Here is a 17375-nt window from a genome sequence, read left to right as displayed (position 1 = left end):
AAAGGCTATGTCTAAGAGAGCAATATCATTCGTCCTATTAACTGTAATACTGATACTAGTATTCGTTTTTGGATTCAATACCTTTAGAAATAATATGATTTCTAAGAAAATGAGCGAATATAAAAAACCACCCGTCGCTATTACTACTATTATGTCCAAAAATGAACAATGGACACAAACAGTAAAAGCTGTTGGACAAGTTACATCGAACCAATCAACGCAAGTGACTAGCCAAATTTCTGGCCAAGTAAAAGAAATCAACTTTAAATCTGGTCAAACAGTTTCTAAAGGCGATGTTATCGTTCAACTAGATGACTCTTTATTAAAGTCAAAATATAATAACCAACTCGCAAAAGTAAAACTTTCAAAGATTGAATTAGAACGCCAACTTATTCTTCTTAAAACAAATAGTACGGCTAGAAATTCTGTTGATAAGGCTCAAGCTCAATATGCTGCACAATCAGCTGATCTTGAATACATTGCTTCTGAAATTGATTTTATGAGCATCAAAGCCCCATTCGCAGGTAAATTGGGCATTCGAACTTTGAACGTCGGTGATTACATCAACCCAGGTTCTCTCATCGTTGATCTAGAGAGTATCAATGACAACTATATCGACATCTCAGTAGCAGAAAGCTTTCAGCCATTATTAGTTGAAGGACAAAAAGTCACGTTCAGCAACGATGCATACAAGGGTAAAACCTTTACAGCGACTATCTCTGCAATTCAGCCATCATCAAACCAGCAATCGCATAACATCAACGTTCGAGCGAAGGTTGAAGGCGAAGGCAATCAACTTGTCAATGGCATGTATATCAACGCTGAAATCGTACTTAATAAGACAGTCTCTATCGTTCCAGTCCCTAAGGTAGCCATCTCATACTCATTATATGGCGACAGTGTCTATGTGGTGACCACAGAGAATGGACAGAAAACCGTTCAGCAAAAGCTGATTAAAGTGGGACCACGTCAAGATGACCAAATAGGCATTCTATCGGGTCTAAAGCAAGGTGAAGAGATCGTAACGTCTAACCAGCAACAATTGAAAAAAGGCACCGTAGTAAAAGTAAACAACTCACGCCCTTTTCCAACTGAATCACACAAGTCATAGATAGGCGTATTCATGAATTTCACTGACATTTTCATAAAACGACCAGTTTTAGCGACTGTATTGAGCTTGGTCTTGTTAATTCTAGGGCTGAAAGCCTTTTCTGAACTGCAAGTGCGTCAATACCCTCAGATTGAAACAGGCGTTATTACCGTTACCACAAACTACCCTGGAGCAAGTTCCACCAGCGTCCAAGGTTATGTAACACAACCCCTGCAGGCACAGATTGCCCAAGCAGAGGGAATTGACTACATGACTTCTGAAAGTAGCTTAGGTAAATCCTTGATTACCGTTAACTTGAAACTGGATTATCCAACGGATAAGGCTCTAACTGAGATCTTATCTCTTGTTCAGCAAGTAAAGTATCGACTTCCTGCTGGTACCCAAGACCCAAGTATTCTGAAATCGACCTCACAGTCGCCAATTTTATATGTCTCATTTTCTAGTGATTCGTTAGCAACACAACAGATCTCAGACTATGTGAGCCGAGTAGTTAAGCCTACGTTTTCAACCGTTGATGGTGTGTCTAAAATCGATCAGCTTGGCCAAAGTGACTTTGCCATGCGAATTTGGTTGAATCCAAGCAAAATGGCCGCTTATGGCATCACCGCATCTGATGTACAGAACGCGATTAAGAGCAGTAACGCTGTAAGTGCCGCAGGTAAACTGAAAGCTGATTTTATTGAAATTGACATTAATGCACACACTGATGCGTCTTCAGTGGAAGAGTTTAAGAACATCGCACTCAAGAGTGCGGACGGCCAATTGATACACCTGGAAGACGTTGCTTCTGTCGAACTAGGAGCAAACACTTATGACTCACGCGTGCTGTTCAATGGTGTCAGCTCTATCACGACGGCAATCAGCAATACATCAACTTCAAACCCGCTGACGGTTGTGGATGGCTTATATAAAGTTCTCCCTTCAGTAGTTGATAATCTGCCGACAGGTATGAAAGCAGAGGTTGTTTATGATTCAACTAAATTCATCAACAGCTCTATTGAGGAAGTAACAAAAACACTCATAGAAGCTGCGGCGATTGTAATCATAGTCATTCTTGCATTCCTTGGTTCAATGCGAGCAATGATCATCCCATTGGTGACGATCCCATTATCTTTGATCGGCTCATTGTTCTTGATGATGAGTATGGGCTTTAGTATCAACCTATTGACACTGCTGGCGATGGTTCTGGCCATTTCATTAGTAGTAGATGATGCCATCGTAGTGGTTGAGAATACCTTCCGTCATCTAGAGCAAGGCGCGTCACCCGTAGATGCTGCAATCAAGAGTGCGCGAGAAATCGCAGGTCCAGTCATCTCAATGACGATTACCCTAGCAGCGGTATATGCACCTATCGGTTTCATGGGAGGCTTAACTGGTAAGCTATTCACTGAGTTTGCATTTACGCTAGCGGGATCAGTGCTTATTTCAGGCTTTATCGCCCTAACACTGACACCAATGATGACATCCAAGATGCTGAACAAAGAGGTACTCGAAGGTGCTCTTGTGAAGAAGATTGACAAAGTCATCGCTGGCGTTACTAAAAAGTATGAGAACTTACTGACTGTCGTACTTAAGAATCGTCTATTGGTTTGGCCTTTGGTTGCTACCTTTCTGATCTCACTTGTGTTTATGTTCACTCATACTGCAAGCGAACTTGCGCCACAAGAAGACCAAGGCGTTGTTATCATGATGGGGCAAGGTCCTTCTCAGGCAAATACTGACTATGTGGCTAACTTTACACAACCATTAGAAAAAACCATGGGGAGTTACCCAGAAACCGAAATGACCCTTATGGTAAATGGATACCAGAGAGACTCGAAATTCTTTGGCTTGGGCGTACTAAAAGATTGGGATTCTCGTGAAGCCTCTGCCAAAGAGATGATGACTCGATTCCAAAACGACACGGTAGATTTTCCTGGGCTACAAGTATTTACCGTTTCTCCTCCAGACCTGCCAGGGACAGCCCAAGGCCTACCCTTCCAGCTGGTCATTAAGACACCAACGGGTACCTATGAGGAACTGTACACATACGCAGAGAAACTAAAAGAGTTTGCTGTAACCAGTGGCAAGTTTGTCTATGTTCAGAACGATCTTACATTTACAAAGCCTCAGGTGGAGATTACGGTAAACCGTGACAAAGCAGCCTTAATGAATGTAAGCGCACAAGAAGTGGGTAATGTTCTGACTCGCTATGTGAGCGAAGGTTTTATTAACTACTTTGCTATTGATGAACGCAGTTACCAGGTTATTACTCAGGTTGAGCGCATGGATCGTAGCTCTTGGAACGACATTAATCAGTACTATGTGCGCTCAAATAACGGCAGCATGGTGCCACTCTCTGCAGTGATTGATATTACGGAAAGTGTTCAACCATCAGCTGTGGATCAATTCCAACAACTGAACAGTGCAACCATTGAAGCTAAGATGATGCCAGGAGTGAGTATTGGTGAAGCCTACAAGGTGATGCAAGAAGGTGCTGAGCAGTTACTACCTAGCGGCTATGCCATCGACTCATCAGGTCAGCTACGTCAGTACGTGCAAGAAGGTGCTTCGTTAGTCTCTACGTTTGCTCTGGCCCTGGTTATCATTTACTTAGTGCTCGCAGCTCAATTTGAGAGCTTTAAAGATCCACTGATTGTACTAACGAGTGTGCCACTGTCTATATTCGGTGCGATGATACCTCTGTATTTGGGTATCGATACTTTGAATATCTACACTGAAGTAGGATTGGTTACCTTAATTGGTTTGATCAGTAAGCACGGGATATTGATCGTTGAGTTTGCCAACCAGATTCAACCTGAATTTGCCGGAGACAAAATTGCAGCGGTCAAGAAAGCAGCAGCTGAACGTTTACGCCCAGTCCTTATGACAACAGCGGCTATGGTTGTGGGTGTTGTACCGCTACTTACTGCAGCTGGCGCTGGTGCACAAAGCCGTTTCTCTATCGGATTAGTTATCACCGTTGGTATGACTGTTGGTACTTTGTTTACCTTGTTTGTTGTACCGACCGTGTACACCTTCCTAGCTGATGATCACAGCAAACAATTAGAGAGCAACGAATAACACTAACCTAATTAACAAAAGCACCTAACCGGTGCTTTTGTTTTATTGCTACCCTATCTTTTCCTAGCTCCGACTAAGCTCGACACTACTACAGCCATGTAAAATACCCCAGTAACGGCTTGCAAATACACTACTACCTGAGCCAAAGGGCTATTAGGACTGTAATCCCCATACCCTAGCGTGGTTTGCGTAACAAAACTAAAGTAAGTCACTACAGCAAAGTGATCACCCCAATGTTCTTCAGCCTCTATGCCATTTATCGCCATCGGGTTATAGGTGATCAAAAGCAGATAAACCGCCGCCCAGCCAAGTCCCAAGACCAGAAACAGAGCAATAGAACCGATCAGCTTATTGTTGTCGATCTGATCAGATAGCAAGATTTGATGTGCCGTCGATTGAAAAACGCCAAAGCAAAAGGCAAGTATCAAAAGCAACATAATGACACTTAGGTATTGTTCAGCCATAAATGAGTGAACAAATATCGCAAGGCCCATTAAAGCACTGACCACAACCAGGTATATGTACCAGCCACGAGCGAATTTCATGCTCGCTAAGCAGATGATGAAGCTATTCAAAATCAAAGGCTTAATAATAAAGTTCAGTTGCTCCCCTTCTACTTCCTTGGCTAAGGCGCCCATCACAAAGATCAAAACTAACGAAAGAGTGAAGTAGAAAAAGTTATTTGATTCATTAATTGATGCCATGCTCGCTCCGAACTGAACGCCCTAGCATTAATTTAAAAGCAAGGACTCTAACACACTGAAACTTTACCGATTTTCAAGAGCAGACTACGAGTAATAAGATGTTCTTGAGCTCAATTTGAGGATAGTCATAAAATGAGGGAGTTTCCATAACACTAAGCTGTCGGGAGACACGCAACATGTCACTAACTAAGCTCATCATTAGCTCACCGAACAAGGATGGAAACGTAGAAGAATCTATTGAGTTATTCGCCAGAATCGCAGTTCGCAAAAAGGACATATCAAGCCGACAGCTTGAAACCTTCAACTACAAGTCTCTTCTTAAAGCCAGTCATCCCCGAGCGTTTTTCTGGGCCAGCACTCTGGTCGGGGATCTGTTTCTTCACGCAATCAGATTCCCGCTAACAACATGCGGGAATAATGAAATGGACCCACCCTTTACACGGCGTCACAATGCGCCAAGATGAAGTTGAACAAACAAGCATCTAAATAAGGGTAGGTCCACATGACAAATGTAACGGTCGGATTAGATATTGCCAAGAATGTTTTTCATGCAGTGTTCGTCACATCACGCGGAAAAATCACATATAAGAAGCAGCTTAAGCGCGCGGCTACACTCTCATACTTTGCTAAGTTAGCTCCTCAAACAATTGCCATTGAAGCCTGTGGTGCCTCTAATCACTTGGCTCGGGAGCTCATCAAGCTTGGGCATGAGGTTAAACTCGTCCCTCCGCAACATGTCACTTCATATCGTCGTAAAAATAAGAATGACTACAACGACGCAGAAGCGATAGCGGAAGCCGCACAACGTGACAATATGACGTTTGTACCGATAAAAACCATTGACCAACAAGACGCTCAAATGTACCTGCGTATTAGGCAACGCTTGATTAAGCAACGCACTCAACTAATGAACCAGATACGAGGATTACTGCTTGAGTATGGGCTCTGTATGAATCGAGGTATCTCAGCCTTGCGTAGGTCCGTTCCAGAGTTCTTAGAAGACCCAGGTAACGAACTGACCTGGGTCGCTAGAGATTTGTTCAATGAACTGTACCAGGAGTTCTTGTCCTTAAACGACCGTATTGAACAGGTCGAGAGCAAGCTAAAGGCTTTTGCTAAAGAAAATTATGTCTGTCAGATAGCGCAAAGTGTCGTGGGTATCGGACCTATCACCGCGCTAGCGTTGTATGCAGCCATTGGGAAAGGGACACAGTTTAAGAGTGGTCGACACTTCTCTGCTTGGTGTGGTCTGGTTCCGAGACAGTTCTCAACTGGAGGGAAATCTCAACTGTATGGCATCACCAAGAAAGGTAACGTCGTACTCAGAGCGCTTCTGATACACGGAGCGAGGAGTGTACTCCAATATGCAGATAGGAAAGAAGACAAGGTGAGCGTCTGGGCAACTAATCTGAAGCATGAGAAAAGCTTTAACAAAGCCTGTGTAGCATTAGCAAATAAGTTGGCACGCATTGTCTGGGCTGTGATTACACACAACAAACCGTACCAACTTAAAGAAGCATAACTTGATAATGCTAACGCTCTAAACAGTAGGGAATTAACCAGTTAAACAACACTCATCGTCAGTTGCGATACATTTTACATCGATGGTTAGCGGTCATCCCGCCCCAGTGAAACTCTGACACCGTCATTGGCTCATCAGAAGCCGTGGGAATGATAAAGAGCATTGGGTGCAGATTACATCAAGGCCATGAGCACGATAGAGCTCAGTAAACAGGCCGAATATATGAACGACAATGACTCAATAACCAAGAATGTAAAATGACTTGCAAACTGGGTGGGTCCATATATGACGCTACAGTTGCCAGGATTGAATGATATGACCTCAATAAACTAAAACCCCGTGTCTACTTTTACGGGGTCATATCAGCTACAAGCTACAAGCTACAAGCTACAAGCTACAAGCTACAAGCTATTATGGTCACGCTCCAGCACAGGTACATAAAAAGTGTCATTCCAACCGTGAGCTGGAATCTTGAAACGCACATTACTTAATGGATAGGACTTTTAAACATAGATACTTCGCAACAAACGTCATTCCAGCCTTGAGCTGGAATCTGAAAGCGCACATTGTTTAATGGATAGGACTTTTAAACCTAGATACTTCGCTACAAACGTCATTCCAGCCTTGAGCTGGAATCTGAAAACGCACATTGCTTAGTGGATAGGACTTTTAAACGCAGATACCTCGCAACATACGTCATTCCAGCCTTGAGCTGGAATCTGAAAGCGCACATTGCTTAATGGATAGGACTTTTAAACGCAGATACTTCGCAAAAAACGTCATTCCAGCCTTGAGCTGGAATCTGAAAGCGCACATTGCTAGGTTAAGTAAAATCGGGGGCTTTAACAGACAACAACAAAAAAGCCCAAGTGCCCTAATTTACAAGAAAAAGGATACTTGAGCTCTATAATACTTTTAACCTACTTTTTGAACTGCGTAATCTGAACTCGGGTTTACAAATTCATCTTGCGCTTTAATGGTTTGCAACTCCCAAGTTTGAGATTCTTGAGTAACCCTAAGCACACCAAACGCGGCATTGTGCGCGTGTTCAAAGGCTTTCTTTGGTTCCCACCCCTTAGTCAGTCCCGCAGTAAACAAGCCAGTGATCAGGTCACCGACACCCACGGGTTGTTTCGCAAACTCCAAGTGTGGTCTTTGTGCTAGATACACACCATCAACCGTCGCAAGCATCATTGAAAAACTATCACTAGATAAAGAATGCAGATGCTTTACTAGAACCATTTTAGGCCCTTTGCTCAACGCATACTGACAAGCCGCAACCGCATCTTGTAACGTTTCGATAGGCATATCGGTGAATTGAGTAAGCTCAAACTGATTAGGTACGATCACATCCGCTATCGGCATTAAGTCATTGACTAATTTATCCGTCACATCATCGGCTACGATACAACCTTTCTCTGGGTCTCCCATTACAGGATCACATACATAGATTGCTTTTGAGTTGCGTTCTTTGAGTTTAGATACAGCCGAAACCACCGAATCACATTGGGAAGCACTGCCTTGATAACCAGAGAGTAATGCCGAACAGTTTTCTAGTTGACCAATCTTATCTACGCCCGACATTAGTTCCGTGATATCCGACGAGTCAAATGCTCGACCCGTCCACCCTTGTTGATACTGGGTATGATTAGAGAATTGAACGGTATGTATTGGCCATACTTCTACGCCCATTCTTTGCATAGGGAATACCGCTGAACTGTTGCCTGCATGGCCAAATACAACATGCGACTGGATAGAGATAATATTAGTCATTGCTTAGTCTCTGTAAAAAATGTTGGTCGTTTAAATAATGTCAGTAAGAATGATGCCAACGCCAATGCGTTGAATATTGTAATTGTAATCTATTAAGCTCTCGCCATAACCTTGATAATACTGCACATAGCCGCGAACTCGTTTAAGCAAAGGGAAGCTCATGCCCGCCTCTATGCCACCGTAGCCGGTCGAGAAGTTGTAACGTGCAACGCTAGTAAATTCGAATACGTCAACTTTATACGCTGCCGTCAACTCATAATGCCCAAGGTAATCTTCAATATCTTTGTTGTCACTATCCATGCCACCCATGTTGTACCATGGTTCTAGATAAACCATGAAATCTTCTTCTTCGTAACCTAGTCCTGCATATATGCGGTTCCAGCTGCGACTCAACTCTTCTGTTCGACCATTAGATTCATGTTCGAAACCAACGCGAGTGAACCAAATACCATCACCAGCGTCGATTGGTAGCTTAGATTCATAGAAAATCTCTGGGCGATAGTTGGTATCGCGAAACGGCGATGAAATATCTCCTGCATAAGCTTGCCAAAATGATTTCAGAGTAAAGCCAAAGTAGATCTCGTCATCATCATTAAAAATACCGTCGGTAACAATTGGCACTTTAAAGCTGATCTGGAACTTGATCTCTTGGTTCATGATGTCATCTGAGCTCTCACCAAAAACTGCATCAGTATACGGACCAGTATTTGGGTCGGTCATATGCGTCGCTGGCAGAAAATAGTTCTGGCGATAAGGAGTAATGCTAAATGGATTATCACCTATTTTCTTCTCCATCTCATGACGAGTTGTTCCTGACTTTCTGTCGTCTTGCTGACAGGCAATCTTTATCTCTTCGAGATCGGTTTGGTCTGAATCTAAATGAATCTGACGCAGCAAGCAATTGTCGTAAGTTTGATTCTCGTCGACAGTATCTTCACCAGCTTCTGCTTGTGTTGCTCCCAATGCAATTAACAATAATAAGGCTTTAGACATGCTAGTAGATAATTTCATTGTTCAACCCTTACATGTAAAGTGTGTGAAGAATAAATTCAGCGCCTTGCTGAGAGATCTTGTTTACATCTTTCTCCAACACCTTATCGGTGATCTTAGAGTCGTCGTTCTCAAGTACACCGTTGTTATTAACAGCAAAGACTCGTCGAGCTAAAAGATGACCATCGTCCTTATCGTTCACATCAATATCTACAATTAAGCGCACTGAGCGGTCGCGAGTACCTGCCGCCATTTTTACTAGCCCTACTACTGCGCCAACAGGAATAAATTCCATCACTCGAATATCTTCTTCTAGGTCTTCGATCTTGATGATATTAACGTCCACAGTTGCCTGTTTCTTGCCGTTGGCATCTTCTGGAAAAAGCTTGCTCGACTTCTTTGTTAGGGAAGTTTTAATGTCGGCTTCAAACTTTGCGATCACTTCTGGGCTAATCTTGCCTTTAATACTGTCGCTAAGCTGAATGTTTACTTTTTGAATAATGACGTTTTGGTATTGGTCAGTTTTAAAGTCGTCAGCTTGCCAATAAAGGCCTTTTTCATCTGATTTGTAGTCCAGCTCTGCGTATGTGTGGTTTCCGTTAAGCAAAGACATTTCTTCTTTTTCAGGTAATGCGCTGGCACATCCTGCTAGTAGTGTCGCCATCGTAAGTGCAAGTAATTTAGTTTTCACGTTGGTATTCCTATATGGGGTAGCGTTGAAGTCGAGACGAATTATGCGTAACCACAAGGAAGAAGAAATAAACCAAATCACAAGCTTCTCTCATCTTTAAATTTTTGATTTATTGATATAAAACATGATCATATCAATAAATAATAAATATATAACTCCGAGGTAATACCCTTTAAATACAGTAAGTTAAAGACGGAATTTGTGACCCTATAATTTTCATATAGTCACTGAGGAAATCGATGGGTAGGTTAGGTCTGCTGAATCAACCAGACCGGAATAGCGCGTTTTAGCGATTCATTATTTTAAGGAACAATTACCGTAAATAACTTTGCCTGCAAGTAGGGCTCAATCCTCAAGATCTGGCTATCAGTAGACCAGATAAACAAAAAAGGCTTATCTCAAAAAGAGATAAGCCTTTTTTGTTTCACAACATTTTTTAGTTAAGCGTTCAGTAATCGCGACAATGCAAACCAGTTATAACGAACCTGCTCTTTCCCTGCCATTTTATCCTCGATAAGCTCGGTCAAGTTTTGATTCAAGACTAGATTCTTTTTATTCTTGTCTAGCGACGAAAGCAATAATTTACGTTGCTCAACACTGAGTTCTTCCTCATCTAAGATTCTGGTTAGGGCCTTGGTATACAAAAGAGTAAACACAGAGTCATCATCAGATTCATCAATCAAAAAAGAGTAAGACGACAAGATTAAGTTATTAATGTTGATCTTGGTTTTGACGTTCTTCTCCCCTTGCTTAAGCCTCTTAATCAAACGCGTTAGACGCTTTTTGATCACGTCAGCTGTTTTTCTTGAAGGTAACAGTTGATATGACGTCCATAACACCAGCAGTCCAACCAAATTCGCTAACACAGAATTCAAGAAGTGAGCAAAATCATAAGATGGAACATTGGTTAATGGAACGAGATTGCTCCACGAAAACAGTGACACCATAAACACAACTTTTAACAAGGAGCGGCTTTGCCAGAATCCATAAGCCATAATGTAAACGCCAACAAAACCTGTGATAAACATAATCACCGGCGACCCAATAGGCATAATAATAAAGTTAATCAAAAAGGCGAATGCTCCCGCTACAAATTGTGCGTAAACATTGGTACTAAAAGCACCTTCTGCTCCTGGATTGGCGGCGTAGACCGAGCTAATCATTCCTGCCATGATGATGGCACTCATTCCATCGGTCCATTGCAACTCAATCCACATAAAAGAGAGTAAAAACAAGGCGAATGCGGCTCTTGCCATGTTGCACAGAACCAAATAACCATCGGTGAAGCTATTAATGTCATCCACATATTTGGTTTCGCTGTAGTCGTAGACAACCTCTTGTTGTTTAAACGCTTTGAGTTGCTTTGAGAAATCAGTTGCATGAGAAACAAAGAGATCGACTAAAGACAAATCTGACAGTTCCCATCGAGTCACAAAATCTGAATTAGGATCCAACTCAAAGTTATCTTCTTCTAGATTCTGCCATGCTTCTTTTGACATACCGATGGCATCACCCAACTTTCTAAGCTCGATGGCTTGAACACCAATATTGATACAGTCATAGAAAGTTGCTCTGCTCTTCTGCTTTACACTTCGGTTACCTTCACTACCATAAATCTCATCATCTACCGCAAGCCATTTCTTTCCAACCAGGCTCAAGAATGCGCGTATGAGTTTCGTCACCTTTGACGCCTCTGAGTGAAAAAGCTCTGCGATGAATCTGTCTGTTTGGCCTTTCACAAATAACAACTCTCGCTTGTCATCAGCATAGGGAATAATGAACCCAGCAAGCATGGACATTAAAATCCCAAATGAGATACCAATACATCTCAGTTGCACGTGATCGAATAAGTTGGTCAGATCGGCTTCGGCTGCAATAGGAAAGCCAACTAAAGACAATGTGATCCCCACAACCGCAAACATATAAGCAACACGGCGATGAAAGTAAGAAGAGATACCAAGGCTGACCACAATCCCCAATATAATAAAGGAGTTAAAAAGCCAAGCATCAATCATGGTCACACTGGCAACGAAGAGTACATACATACCTCCGATAACCGTTCCGGCCAATCGAGCTGCCGATTTCTTAAAACTTGCACCCCTATTCCCTGTTATCTGAATGATGGCAGCTGTCATCATAGCCGTACCTGTAGCCTGAGAATCTAGCAATAAAGATGCCATCCAGGTCAACATTACGGCCAAACAAAAGCGTAAAGCAAAGGTGACTGAATCCGGGTTTGACCATTGTCTAATCAAATTTACTAGCATCATTCAACATCCACAGAAACAGTTGTGCCGGCAATCAATCTTTCTTTAGCGATGACATCCAATGGGATACTGATATGTACAGGAACTCGCTGAGCCAATCGTACCCAAGGAACCGTTGGGTTAACGTCTGAAATCAACCCAGAGTTATCAGCACTTTGGTCAGAAATAGCACGGCCTACACCCTCTACTTTTCCTTCGAAAGAATCTCCAGACGAGAATGGACTAATTGTAACCTTGTCTCCTGCATGAATGTTTTTGATCTTGGTTTCAGTAAAATAAGCTTGAACATAATAGGTATCGCTTTCCACTAAAGCTACAAAGGTCTCACCAGTGTTAATGAAGTTCCCCACTCGCTGATTTAGATTGGTGACGTAACCATTCTTTGGTGCATAAACCTTGGTTCTGCTTAGGTCTAACTCCGCTTTATCAAGGTTCGCTTTACTCTGCTGGTACTCGGCTTTGTTTGCCTCAACCTGTAGTTTCTCAGTGATGACTTGCTCTTGAGAGATAAGCTTTGCAGGAAGCAGTTTAGAATCGCGGCGATAAACACTCTGCGATTGCTTCAGTTCTGCTAGTGCCTTTAATGAAGCAAATTTAGCTTGAGACAGATTATTTTTGTAGTCCGCATCATCGATAACAAACAGCAGATCACCAGCGTTGACATACTGATTATCCTTAACATCAATAGATACGATCTCCCCTGAAACCTTGGGAGATATTTCTGCGATCTCAACATGAATCTTTGCATCTCTTGTCCACAACGATTCTGTATACGCTGTATATGATGAGTAACACGTGACGCCAGCACCTAGCACCAAAGCAGCTGGCAAAACAAATTTTAAAATATTCACTCTATTGCACCTGTAATATAAGTAGTTGACCAGTAGCAATCACTACTAGGCATAATTCAATCAATGATGGGTTTACAAAATTATGTTTACGTAAAAATCCGCCTAATAAAGACTTCACAGCAAATAGTGCTATCAAACTAAGAATGACCCACACCATAAAGCCAGGTATATATATATGGCCAAATAAAACATGATCGCTCATGGGTTATACCCTATTGTTTCTGTTGTTATAAAAAGACAAGTTAAATAACTTCACAGCTCTATTTTTAAAAAGTTCTCGTACCTTAGGTAAAGTAACCTCTACTAATAATGTTATCGTGAACAGGAAACCTGCTGATAAAAGTAATGACAAAACTGTAATTGGTAATAGCAAAGAATCAACACTGCCATGAATTATATGCTCTTGCATAATCAACCTCGAAATAGACATCAAATGGGTTTAATCGGCGATTTGCTTAACAGAGAACCTTTGCAAACTTGCCTTCAAAATCTTCAACAAAGTATATGTACCCTGGTCGATAAAGTAATAAACCGAGCATCATTAATAGATAAAATATCCTTATGAAAAACAATTAAGCAATTGATTTTTAATGATTATATTTTCTTTATATCTCAATAAGTCAGTTTATTAGACAAGGAATAACCTTCTTCCATGGTTTTACTGATTTGCTCGTCAACGCAATCACAAACTATGTCTGGCTTAGTCAGTAAATACTGAACAAGGTAAGAAGCGTTCTAGATAAAAGTTCGATTCGACAGCACACAGAGTTGAAAAACACGTTAATAATAAGAATTTTATCTTTTAAAGATTACTCAATATTTTTATGAATTTTAAATTATTGATGTTTTATTTTCTAATTATGTACCGATTGAATTTTTCGGTAATAATTCGTCTCGTCCTAACCGAGATGACTTTCTTAAACACTAATTAGAAATCATCTACTTTAAATTAAAATTGCGGAGCTACACATGCTACAGAACGAAGTAAACATCCAGTCTATTGATGACGTATTTGCTGATGAACTACTAGATCGTAAAATTAATAACAACTTGTTTCCTACTAATGAATCAAATCCTAGTGCGGCTTACCAGCTAGTATCTGATGAATTAATTCTAGATGGCAACTCTCGTCAAAACCTAGCTACTTTCTGTCAAACATGGGTAGACGAAAACATCCATAAAATCATGGATGAATGTATCGATAAAAATATGATCGATAAAGATGAATATCCGCAAACAGCTGAAATTGAAGACCGTTGTGTGCGTATGTTGGCTGACCTTTGGAACTCTCCAGACCCTGAAAACACAATGGGCTGTTCTACTACAGGCTCAAGTGAAGCAGCAATGCTTGGCGGCATGGCAATGAAATGGCGCTGGCGTGAAAAGCGTCGTAAGGAAGGTAAATCTACTGATAAACCAAACCTTATCTGTGGTCCTGTTCAAGTGTGCTGGCACAAATTTGCAAAATACTGGGATATCGAACTTCGTGAGATCCCTATGGAAGGCGACCGCTTGTTGATGACTCCTGAAGAAGTGTTGGCTCGTGCTGATGAAAACACTATCGGTGTTGTTCCTACACTCGGCGTGACATTTACTTGTCAATACGAACCAGTAAAAGCAATCGCAGATGCACTAGATCAACTAGAAGCTGAGACTGGTTTAGATATTCCAATGCATGTTGACGGTGCAAGTGGTGCCTTTATCGCACCGTTCGTTGAACCAGAACTAGAATGGGATTTCCGTATCCCTCGCGTTAAATCAATCAATGCTTCAGGCCATAAATATGGTTTGGCACCACTAGGTGTGGGCTGGGTTGTATTCCGTGAAGCTAGCGATTTACCTGAAGATCTTATCTTCCGTGTGAACTACCTAGGTGGCGACATGCCAACGTTCGCACTGAATTTTTCTCGCCCTGGTGGCCAGATCGTTGCTCAGTACTACAACTTCTTGCGTCTTGGTAAAGAAGGTTACAAACGCATTCACGAAGCTTGCTACAACTCAGCTCAGTACCTATCTGATGAAGTAGCAAAAATGGGTCTATTCGACATCATCTATGATGGCCGAGGTGGTATTCCAGCAATGAGTTTCAGCCTGAAAAAAGATGTCGAAGCGGGTTTCAACTTGTTTGATCTTAGTGACGCGATTCGTGCCCGTGGATGGCAAATTGCAGCTTACTCAATGCCATCTAATCGTGAAGACTTAGTGATCATGCGAATCCTTATTCGTCACGGCGTAAGTCACGACATGGTTGATCTACTGGTTAAAGACCTAAAACGCACTATCGAAAAGTTTCAGAATTTCCCAATAGTCAATTCTGTAGATGAAGCAAGCGCAAGCACCTTCAATCACGGTTAATCAATAACACTATGGGGCTAGATTCCTAGCCCCATAACCAAACTAATTATGCACACCAAAGTCGGCTCAGGTGATCTACCAAGAGCTAGGGGCTTCTTTGGTCTGCAATATAAGCAAAAATTCTCTTCGAGGTTAAAATGGCAATATTTGCAAAGCTACGTCCTTCAAAATTTATGAAGCACGTATTTATGAGTTTGTTAGCTGTATTCATGCTAGCGGGCAACGTCAATCTTGACGCACAACAATCTACTACACCTATTAGCCTGTTTAGTTCGGCTATGGCTCAAGAACAAAGCGCACCAGCACAACAAGCTGAAGCAACAACTCAAACTGCAAAAACAGCCACAATCCAGGCTCCTGTAAAAGCAGAACCAATGTGGATTGTAAAAGTTTTCCGTGAACACCAAGCTTTAGCAATATTTGTGACACTAGGCCTTGGGTACTGGATTGGCGCGATAACCTTTGGGCATTTTAGCCTTGGTGCTGTAACTGGTACCTTGATTGCGGGTGTACTCGTTGGTCAATTGGATATTGCTATCTCGTCACAAGTGAAATCTGTCTTCTTTACCATGTTCCTATTTGCTGTAGGTTACGGTGTGGGACCCCAGTTTGTTAGGGGCGTTGCTAAAAATGGTGCTCCACAAGCCATCTTTGCCATTGTTATCTCACTACTTTGTTTCGCTGTAACCTATGCTGGCGCTAAAATTGCGGGTTACGATGTTGGCCTAGCGGCTGGTCTTTGGGCTGGTGCACAAACTATCTCGGCTTCAATCGGCCTAGCGACGGATGCCATTAACTCATCAGGCATGAGCAACGCGAAAGAAATGCTAGACCAAATCCCGGTGGCTTATGCGATATGCTACCTATTCGGAACCATAGGCACAGGCATGATCCTAGCTTATGTTGGTCCTATCCTTCTTGGTGTGAACCTAGAGGAAGCGTGTAAAGAATACGAGAAAGAACTTTCAGAAGGCACTCCTGAAGACGGTATTGCTCGAGTTTGGCATCGCAGCGAATCACGCACTTATGAAGTTAACAGCAAGATTGCTGGAATGACTGTTTCAAAATTTGAAGCTCAACACGACGAAGAGCGTCTATTCATAGAAAAAGTGAAACGCAATGGTGAGATCATCGAATTTGGGCCAACAAGTCAGCTATTAGATAAAGATGTTATCGCACTAACTGGCCACTCTGATGCTCTCGTTCATGCACAACAGTTCCTGACTGAAGTCGTCGACAACGATCTTGATAATCTGCCACTAGAAACTGTAGACCTAGTGGTAACTAACAAGAAATTTGCAAACCGTACCTTGGTATCATTAGCAGAAGAAGATTACGCTCGTGGTGTATTCCTTAACAAAATAACCCGTGGTGCAGCGAGCCAAGAAGTACCACTACTAGCACAAACTGAAATACACCGTGGAGATATCCTCAGCATTACCGGTACTGAGACTCATACCAAGCGTATGGAAAAAGAAGTGGGTCACGCAGATAGAACCACAACTGAAACCGATATGGTTTGGGTTGGCTTGTTCATCGTAGTCTTCGGTTTAATAGGAGCACTAGCTGTCAATATCGGTGGCGCACCAGTGACCTTGTCTGTATCAGGTGGTGTGTTAATTGGTGGACTGGTTCTAGGTTGGTTACGTTCAATTCACCCAACGTTTGCTCGTCTACCTGAGCCAACACAATGGTTCATGAATTCAGTGGGTCTAAACGTGTTCATTGCTATCGTGGGTATTTCAGCTGGTCCAGGCTTTATCGCTGGTCTTAAAAATGCAGGTTTTGGTTTATTTGCTATTGGCGCGGCTGCAACCGCTATCCCTATGTTGCTTGCACCGCTTATTGGTAAATATATCTTTAAGTTCCACCCTGCTATTAACCTAGGGGTATGTGGTGGCGCTCGCACCAGCACAGCTTCAGTGGCAATGGTTGGTGAAAGAGCTAACAGCAACATCCCAATGCTAGGTTATACAGTTCCTTATGCTGTATCTAACACGCTATTAACGCTAATTGGTATGTTTATGGTTATTCTTTACTAATAGAAC

12 protein-coding genes are annotated in these 17375 nt (G+C 42.1%); 5 read left to right on the top strand and 7 right to left on the bottom strand.

Annotated features, from left to right (window positions below):
* The first annotated feature begins 94 nt into the window (after positions 1 to 94).
* A complete protein-coding gene (locus tag D5I41_RS06360) occupies positions 95 to 1111 on the top strand; it encodes an efflux RND transporter periplasmic adaptor subunit (RefSeq protein ID WP_162892803.1) in 1017 nt (338 codons plus the stop codon).
* A 12-nt stretch (positions 1112 to 1123) separates the two neighbouring features.
* Positions 1124 to 4174, top strand: coding sequence for an efflux RND transporter permease subunit (locus tag D5I41_RS06355; RefSeq protein ID WP_119009053.1), 3051 nt, complete (start codon positions 1124 to 1126; stop codon positions 4172 to 4174).
* A 53-nt stretch (positions 4175 to 4227) separates the two neighbouring features.
* Here D5I41_RS06355 and D5I41_RS06350 read toward each other — a convergent pair whose 3' ends face one another.
* On the bottom strand, positions 4228 to 4878 hold the full coding sequence (locus D5I41_RS06350) for a potassium channel family protein (protein WP_119009052.1): 651 nt from the start codon (positions 4876 to 4878) through the stop codon (positions 4228 to 4230).
* 502 nt (positions 4879 to 5380) lie between these two features.
* On the opposite strand from D5I41_RS06350, the gene D5I41_RS06340 reads away from it, so the two are divergent.
* Entirely contained in the window at positions 5381 to 6400 is a 1020-nt protein-coding gene (locus tag D5I41_RS06340; protein ID WP_119009050.1) for an IS110 family RNA-guided transposase, read from the top strand.
* Positions 6401 to 7315: 915 nt separating this feature from the next.
* Here the strand turns inward: D5I41_RS06340 and pdxY are convergent.
* From pdxY to D5I41_RS06310, 6 genes are all read right to left on the bottom strand, one after another.
* Complete coding sequence (gene pdxY, locus D5I41_RS06335) at positions 7316 to 8173, bottom strand: pyridoxal kinase PdxY (RefSeq protein WP_119009049.1); 858 nt, start codon at positions 8171 to 8173, stop codon at positions 7316 to 7318.
* Positions 8174 to 8203: 30 nt separating this feature from the next.
* Positions 8204 to 9184, bottom strand: a complete 981-nt coding sequence (locus tag D5I41_RS06330; protein ID WP_119009048.1) for a phospholipase A — start codon at positions 9182 to 9184, stop codon at positions 8204 to 8206.
* A gap of 10 nt (positions 9185 to 9194) precedes the next feature.
* Positions 9195 to 9854, bottom strand: coding sequence for a DUF3313 family protein (locus D5I41_RS06325; protein ID WP_119009047.1), 660 nt, complete (start codon positions 9852 to 9854; stop codon positions 9195 to 9197).
* A gap of 440 nt (positions 9855 to 10294) precedes the next feature.
* Positions 10295 to 12124, bottom strand: coding sequence for an FUSC family protein (locus tag D5I41_RS06320; RefSeq protein WP_119009046.1), 1830 nt, complete (start codon positions 12122 to 12124; stop codon positions 10295 to 10297).
* The gene (locus D5I41_RS06315) at positions 12121 to 12972 is read right to left on the bottom strand and encodes an efflux RND transporter periplasmic adaptor subunit (RefSeq protein WP_119009045.1); all 852 of its coding nucleotides are present in this window, start codon (positions 12970 to 12972) and stop codon (positions 12121 to 12123) included. The genes D5I41_RS06320 and D5I41_RS06315 overlap by 4 nt, the downstream gene beginning before the upstream one ends.
* A 1-nt stretch (position 12973) precedes the next feature.
* Entirely contained in the window at positions 12974 to 13174 is a 201-nt protein-coding gene (locus D5I41_RS06310; protein WP_119009044.1) for a DUF1656 domain-containing protein, read from the bottom strand.
* A 767-nt stretch (positions 13175 to 13941) separates the two neighbouring features.
* Between D5I41_RS06310 and gad the strand changes: the two genes are divergently transcribed.
* Complete coding sequence (gene gad / locus D5I41_RS06305; protein WP_119009043.1) at positions 13942 to 15327, top strand: glutamate decarboxylase; 1386 nt, start codon at positions 13942 to 13944, stop codon at positions 15325 to 15327.
* Between the two features lie 137 nt (positions 15328 to 15464).
* Positions 15465 to 17369 (top strand): aspartate-alanine antiporter, encoded by a 1905-nt coding sequence (gene aspT, locus D5I41_RS06300; protein ID WP_119009042.1) that lies wholly within the window; start codon positions 15465 to 15467, stop codon positions 17367 to 17369.
* The last annotated feature ends 6 nt before the right edge of the window (positions 17370 to 17375 follow it).

This window comes from Vibrio superstes, from assembly GCF_003569005.1.
Classification (GTDB): Bacteria; Pseudomonadota; Gammaproteobacteria; order Enterobacterales; family Vibrionaceae; genus Vibrio; species Vibrio superstes.
This window is presented reverse-complemented; position numbering and strand designations above follow the sequence as displayed.

Bases quoted from the DNA above. Each gene is read 5' to 3' on its own strand.
- D5I41_RS06350 (WP_119009052.1), bottom strand. From the start codon at position 4,878: ATGGCATCAATTAATGAATCAAATAACTTTTTCTACTTCACTCTTTCG.
- D5I41_RS06330 (WP_119009048.1), bottom strand. From the start codon at position 9,184: ATGAAATTATCTACTAGCATGTCTAAAGCCTTATTATTGTTAATTGCA.
- gad (WP_119009043.1), top strand. From the start codon at position 13,942: ATGCTACAGAACGAAGTAAACATCCAGTCTATTGATGACGTATTTGCT.
- D5I41_RS06340 (WP_119009050.1), top strand. From the start codon at position 5,381: ATGACAAATGTAACGGTCGGATTAGATATTGCCAAGAATGTTTTTCAT.
- D5I41_RS06355 (WP_119009053.1), top strand. From the start codon at position 1,124: ATGAATTTCACTGACATTTTCATAAAACGACCAGTTTTAGCGACTGTA.
- D5I41_RS06310 (WP_119009044.1), bottom strand. From the start codon at position 13,174: ATGAGCGATCATGTTTTATTTGGCCATATATATATACCTGGCTTTATG.
- pdxY (WP_119009049.1), bottom strand. From the start codon at position 8,173: ATGACTAATATTATCTCTATCCAGTCGCATGTTGTATTTGGCCATGCA.
- D5I41_RS06320 (WP_119009046.1), bottom strand. From the start codon at position 12,124: ATGATGCTAGTAAATTTGATTAGACAATGGTCAAACCCGGATTCAGTC.
- aspT (WP_119009042.1), top strand. From the start codon at position 15,465: ATGGCAATATTTGCAAAGCTACGTCCTTCAAAATTTATGAAGCACGTA.
- D5I41_RS06360 (WP_162892803.1), top strand. From the start codon at position 95: ATGATTTCTAAGAAAATGAGCGAATATAAAAAACCACCCGTCGCTATT.